Source organism: Kitasatospora sp. NPDC059812 (assembly GCF_042732075.1).
GTDB lineage: Bacteria > Actinomycetota > Actinomycetes > Streptomycetales > Streptomycetaceae > Kitasatospora.
Genome location: NZ_JBHWIO010000166.1, coordinates 1 through 5,510, shown reverse-complemented (window position 1 = coordinate 5,510; position 5,510 = coordinate 1). Strand labels below are relative to the sequence as shown.

Here is a 5,510-nt window from a genome sequence, read left to right as displayed (position 1 = left end):
CGCGATCGGGAAGCAGGCGGCCCCGGACCCGGGTCGTTCCGTACGGGCGGGGCATCGACCGCGATGCCCGTACGGCTGCGGTCGGGACTATTCGACGACTTCAACAGCACTTGAAGTCAAGCCCCCGGCGGCCCGGGGCGCCACAGGGCGGGGTAGCCTCGCTCCCGGCGGGGGCCGGCGGACGAGGTTTCAGGGGCGGTCGAATGGAACAGCAACAGCGCGGCTACTGGCGGGTCGCGGACGGTTCGGCGGTCAGCTCCACCCAGGCCCAGGTCGCCTGGACCAGGGCCGCCTACCCGGCCCTGGTGGACGTGGCCCGCCGCTACCACGCGGTGATCACCTACTCCGAACTGGCCGAGACCGTCCAGGAGGCGGCCGGAGTGCGCACCCGGGTGCACCAGCGCACCTGGATCGGCAAAGTCCTGGCCCTGGTGGTGCGCGAGGCACACCGCCGCGGGGACCCGCCGCTGACCGCACTGGTGGTCCACTCCACCGACGGCATGGTCGGCGTCGGCTACCAGGAAGTACTGGCCGTGGCCGGACAGCCGCCGCTCGCAGCGGACATGGACCGCGAACACCACGCCGCCGCCGCCCGCCTCGCCTGCTACCGGCACTTCGGCGCCCAACTGCCCGCCGACGGCGGCACCCCCGCCCTGGCCCCGCGCCTGCAAGCGGCCGTCAACCGCAAGGCGGCCGCCGCCACCCCGCCCCGCCCCCCGGCGATCTGCCCCTCCTGCTTCCTCCAACTGCCCGCCACCCGCATCTGCGACTCCTGCGGCGCCAGCGCGTAGGGGCTCTCTTCCGGATCACGCCGGGGTGGGGCCGACGGGCCCGGACGGAGCAGCAGGCCGGATGGGATGATCTTGCCGGCAGTTCCGTACGAGGAGGCACGGTGGACGACCACTCGAAGCACGACCACTCCCGGTGGGAGGGCGTCGTGATCGCGGCCCGCGAACGTGCCCGCGCGCGGCAGGCCCTCATGGTCGAGCGCTTCGGACTGTCAGGTGACGTGCAGTACCACTGGTCGATGGACGACGCGCGGATCACCTGGTCGCGCAAGAGGAAGTGGTCGCGCAAGAGCGAGGTGTTCCTCACCGGCCGGCTCACGATGATCGGCAGCGTCAGCCTCGCCCGGCAGACCTGGCTGTGGTCCTGGGCGAACGAGTCGCTGCCGCCCGCCGTCCTGGGCGACATCGAACAGGTGCGGCGCTTCGGCGAGGACAACGACTTCCCCGTCCTGCCGTGGCCGGGCTTCGACTCCCACCCCGAACTCGTCGCCGAGGCACGGGTGGTCGCGGCCTCGGTGCTCGACGCCGACGGGCTGTGGATGGAGTCGACGGACGACACCGAGCTCCACTTCCTGCTCCACGACCTGGTGCCCGCCGCGGCGGCCGACTAGGCGGTCGGACGGACGGTCGGCCGGGCGGACGGCTGCTCGGCTGGGTGGTCGGCCGGGCGGACGGCTGCTCGGCTGGGTGGTCGGGTAGGCGGGCGGCTCGTCGGGCGGCCGGGCGGCCGGGCGGGCGGCGGGGGCTCGCGGACCTGCGGCGGGGCGTCAGGCCCGGACGCTGGCGGGCAGGCGGCCCGGCATCTGCCAACCCTCGGCAAGGCGGGAGGGGGCGAGCCGGCGCCCGTCGCCGAAGAACTCGCAGAACTTCATGATCAGCGGATCCCAGCCGAGCGGGTCCACGTAGTGGTCCGTGCCGGGCACGAGCAGGCGCTCCTCGACGTGCGCGCGCACCACGGTGACCTCGAAAGCGGTGCACTGCGGGTTGCCCGCCAGCGGCGTGGCCGCCTCCAACCGGCACTCCAACTGGACCGGGCACTCGGCGACGCGCGGCGCCCGCACCAGCTCCGACGGCTGCTCGGTGAGCCCGGCGGCGGCGAACTTGCCCCGCTCGAAGCGGTAGCCCTGCTGGCGCCGGCGCTCGGTCAGATCCGGATTGGCGGTCAGCATCGCGAGGGCGTCGACGGCGTCCACCTGCCCGGAGGAGGGCAGGTTGAGCACGCACTCGCCCTCGCGCCGCAGGTTGACAGCGGTCTGGGCAGTGTTGCCGAGGCCCAGCACGCAGGACTGCCCCAGCCACCACGCCGAGGACATCGGCGCCAGGTTGGCGCCGCCGTCCTCGTTGCGCGAACTGATCAGCACCACCGGGGTGCCGAAGTAGAGGACCTTGAGATCGGTGGCCTTGTGCACGGGAATGCCGTCCTTGAGTGGGAAACCGTTGCCGGCCTCCGACTCTGCCCCCGCCCGGGAGAGGGCGCTGGCGGTGATCGGACACGGCGTTCCCGGCCCCCGGCGTTCCCGGCCCCGGCGGGGGCAGACGGCCCTACGTTGGCCGGCCCTACGCGCCGGTTCGGCCGTACGGGCGGGTTCAGCACCCGTACGGGCCGACGGTCAGAACGCGGCGCTGACCGCACCGCGAGCGGCCACCGTACGGGCCTGGCCGTCGCGCAGCCGGTAGGACAGGCCCACGACGGCCGCCGAGCCCTCGGCCACCTTGGCGGCCAGCAGCTGGGAACGCTCCAGCAGCAGGTCCACGGTCTGGCGGATGTGCTCGTCGACGATCCCGTCCGGGTCCTCGATGCCCGCGGCCCGGGCCGACACCACGCTCGGGGTGACCCGCTCCACCACGTCCCGCACGAAGCCGCCCGGCAGCCGCCCCTGGTCCAGCGCCTCGATCGCCGCGCCCACCGCGCCGCACGAGTCGTGCCCCAGTACCACCACCAGCGGACACTCCAGCACGCTCACCCCGTACTCGATGCTGCCCAGCGCCTCCGCCCCGGTGACGTGCCCGGCCGTCCGCACCACGAACAGGTCGCCCAGCCCCCGGTCGAAGATGATCTCGGCCGCCAGCCGGGAGTCCGAACAGCCGAACAGCACCGCGAAGGGCCGCTGCGCCGGCGCGAGGGCGGCTCTGCGCCCGGCGTCCTGGTTGGGGTGCTCCGGGCTGCCCGCGACGAAACGGGCATTGCCCTCCATCAGCACCCGCATCGCCTGGTCGGGGCCGGATATCGGTGAGGAGATCATGCCTGCACCCTAGATCGCCGCAGGTGGGGCCCGCAGCAGGGGGGCCGGGGCAGGGGGCCGCCACCGCGTCGCTCCTCACCCGGCCGGCCCAGTCCACGGCCCGCCCACCCTGCTGCGCACGGCCTTGCCCGGCCGCTTCGCCGCCCGTGTGGCGGGAGGCCGGAGGATATCGTCAACTCGCAGCTTGCGTAGCGGCGTTGGACGCGACAGTGCCGGTCATCGGCCCGGCCTGCCCTTGGAGACGAACACCTGGACCGTCGAGTGCGCAGGTACGGTGTGGCCGGCCTGCGGCACGGAGTTGATGACCGACCCGGCGGGCACGTTCCAGTCGGTGAACTCGTGCACCTCGTAGCGCAGTTCCGCCGTCTCCAGCGCCCTGATGGCCGCGTCCTTGGCCAGATTGGCGACCGGCGGCACACTCACCTGCACCCCGTCGGTCGGCTGCATCGGCGGCGGCGTGGGGGTGCCGAAGGCCATCGAGGGCCCGGGCGCGGGAGCGGACCCGGCGGGGGAGGGCGTGCCGGAGGACATCGGCGCCGAGGCGTTCGCGGGGCCCGCGGGCAGGCCGCCGGAGGGCGACGGACCCGAACCCGGCGCGAGCAGTGCCGCACCCGTGCCGATGGCGACCACCGCGGCCGCCGCCACCGCGCCGCTGAGCACGGTGCGACGGCGCACCGTGCGCCGGATGGCGAGGGCGTCGATGACGGGGGCCGGGGTGTTGTCGGCGAATGCGGTCATGGCGGCGAGGAGTTCCTTGTCGAAGTCGGGGTCGAAGTCGGGGGCGGAGCCGGGGCCAGGGGAGGGGTGGTCGGGATCGTGGGACGGGAAGCGGGTCATCACGCACCTCCGCGCGAGGTCGGCGGCGCGGACGGGACGTCCTGCCGGGGCAGTGCGGCCCGCAGTTTCGCGAGGCCGCGGGCGAGTTGGGAGCGCACGGCGCCGGGGGAGATGTCCAGCGTCTGCGCGATCTCCTGGTCCCCCAGGTCGTGGAGGTAGTACAGGACGACCACGGTGCGCATCCCCATCGGCAGCGTGTGCAGCGCCGTGACGAGCTCCGCGCGCAACTCCACCGACCGGTAGGCGTCGCGCGGGTCGGCGTGCTCGGCGCCGGGCGCCGCGCCGGGCCGCTCACCGGAGCGGCTCAGCCGCCGCCAGCGGTCGTTGGCCAGGTTCACCAGGATCCGGCGCACGTACGCCTCGGGCGCCTCCGCGGCCGCCACCCGCCGCCAGTTGCGGCAGGACCGTTCCAGCGCCTCCTGGACGAGGTCCTCCGCGGTGTGTGCGTCCCCGGTGAGCACGTACGCCGTCCGGAACAGCGCGCCCGAACGCTGCTGTACGAACTCGACGAAGTCGATCCCGGGACTGGCCCTGCGCAGCCTCACCCGCCGCCCTCGCTCTCTTCACTCTTCTCACTCTTCCGCCGTCACCTTCGCCCCCATGACGGACCCCGGCACCGCCCTGCTGCACCGCCACCGCGAAAGTGACGCGGCTCACAACGCTTCGAGGCCGGACGGGCCGGACCACCGCGGCAGCCCGGGGAGCGCGCGCGGGCACACGCGCGGGCACAACGATGCGCAAACGATGCGAGTAGCCCAGGCGGTGGCCGCTCCGAGACGGTCGCCGTGTGCACGCACTGATCGACCGGCCGGCCACCCGGCCCCCGGCACCCCGGCCCCCGGCAGGCGAGACCCCTGGCACCGAACCTTCCGGCACCGACCCGGGCGACGGCGGGCAGGCCGGGCTGCGCACCCTGGCGGCACGCGTGGCCGGCGGCGACGAGCGGGCCTTCGAGGAGCTGTACGCCGCCACCGCCGGAACCGTCCTGGGCCTGGTGCTGCGGGTGCTGCGCGACCACGCCCAGGCCGAGGAGGTCACCCAGGAGGTGTTCCTCCAGGTGTGGCGGGAGGCGGCGCGCTACCGCCCCGAGCGCGGCGAGGTCCTGCCCTGGATGCTCACCCTCGCCCACCGGCGCGCCGTCGACCGGGTCCGTTCCGCCCAGGCCACCGCCGACCGCGACCGCACCGCCGCCCTGCGCGCCTACACCCCGGTCTTCGACGAGGTCGCCGACCAGGTCGAACGCGACCTGGACCGCCGCCGGGAACGCGAACGGGTCCGCCGCGCCCTGGCCTCCCTCACCGACGTCCAGCGCGAATGCCTGCTGCTGGTCTACTACGGCGGCCGCACCCAAGCCCAGGCCGCCGAAGCCCTCGGCGCCCCCCTCGGCACCGTCAAGACCCGCATCCGCGACGCCCTGCTACGCCTGCGCACCCAACTCGCCGACCCCCCACCCCACCCGGCACAGCCCTGCGCCCGCACCTGCCTGCCGAATCTGTAGACCGACCTACATATTCCCCTCGGGCCCGCGGCCGTGGTGGGGGGCCGGGGGGGGGGGGGGCGGCGGGGGGGGGGGGGCGGGGCGCGGGGGGGGGGGGGGGGGGGGGGGGGCGGCGGGGGGGGGGCGCGCGGGGGCCGTCAGATA

General features: G+C 74.7%; 7 protein-coding genes. 3 read left to right on the top strand and 4 right to left on the bottom strand.

What is annotated here, in order from left to right; genetic code table 11:
• Positions 1-203: 203 nt before the first annotated feature.
• Both ACFV6D_RS38560 and ACFV6D_RS38555 read left to right on the top strand, forming a co-directional pair.
• Positions 204-791: a hypothetical protein gene (locus ACFV6D_RS38560; RefSeq protein ID WP_063352909.1), complete on the top strand. Its 588-nt coding sequence runs from the start codon at positions 204-206 to the stop codon at positions 789-791.
• Between the two features lie 101 nt (positions 792-892).
• Positions 893-1,399 carry a DUF6882 domain-containing protein gene (locus ACFV6D_RS38555; RefSeq protein ID WP_063352908.1) on the top strand — a complete coding sequence of 169 codons (507 nt, stop codon included), beginning with the start codon at positions 893-895 and terminating at the stop codon, positions 1,397-1,399.
• A gap of 156 nt (positions 1,400-1,555) precedes the next feature.
• On the opposite strand, the gene ACFV6D_RS38550 is transcribed toward ACFV6D_RS38555, so the two are convergent.
• The 4 genes from ACFV6D_RS38550 to ACFV6D_RS38535 all read right to left on the bottom strand — a co-directional run bounded on the left by ACFV6D_RS38550 (position 1,556) and on the right by ACFV6D_RS38535 (position 4,407).
• On the bottom strand, positions 1,556-2,197 hold the full coding sequence (locus ACFV6D_RS38550; RefSeq protein WP_380346260.1) for a flavin reductase family protein: 642 nt from the start codon (positions 2,195-2,197) through the stop codon (positions 1,556-1,558).
• Positions 2,198-2,398: 201 nt separating this feature from the next.
• Positions 2,399-3,031, bottom strand: coding sequence for a carbonic anhydrase (locus tag ACFV6D_RS38545; RefSeq protein WP_380346261.1), 633 nt, complete (start codon positions 3,029-3,031; stop codon positions 2,399-2,401).
• Between the two features lie 216 nt (positions 3,032-3,247).
• Positions 3,248-3,868 (bottom strand): PASTA domain-containing protein, encoded by a 621-nt coding sequence (locus ACFV6D_RS38540; protein ID WP_380425575.1) that lies wholly within the window; start codon positions 3,866-3,868, stop codon positions 3,248-3,250.
• Complete coding sequence (locus ACFV6D_RS38535) at positions 3,868-4,407, bottom strand: SigE family RNA polymerase sigma factor (protein ID WP_380563392.1); 540 nt, start codon at positions 4,405-4,407, stop codon at positions 3,868-3,870. The genes ACFV6D_RS38540 and ACFV6D_RS38535 overlap by 1 nt, the downstream gene beginning before the upstream one ends.
• 365 nt (positions 4,408-4,772) lie before the next feature.
• Between ACFV6D_RS38535 and sigK the strand changes: the two genes are divergently transcribed.
• Positions 4,773-5,366, top strand: a complete 594-nt coding sequence (gene sigK, locus ACFV6D_RS38530) for an ECF RNA polymerase sigma factor SigK (RefSeq protein WP_380563390.1) — start codon at positions 4,773-4,775, stop codon at positions 5,364-5,366.
• Positions 5,367-5,510 lie beyond the last annotated feature (144 nt).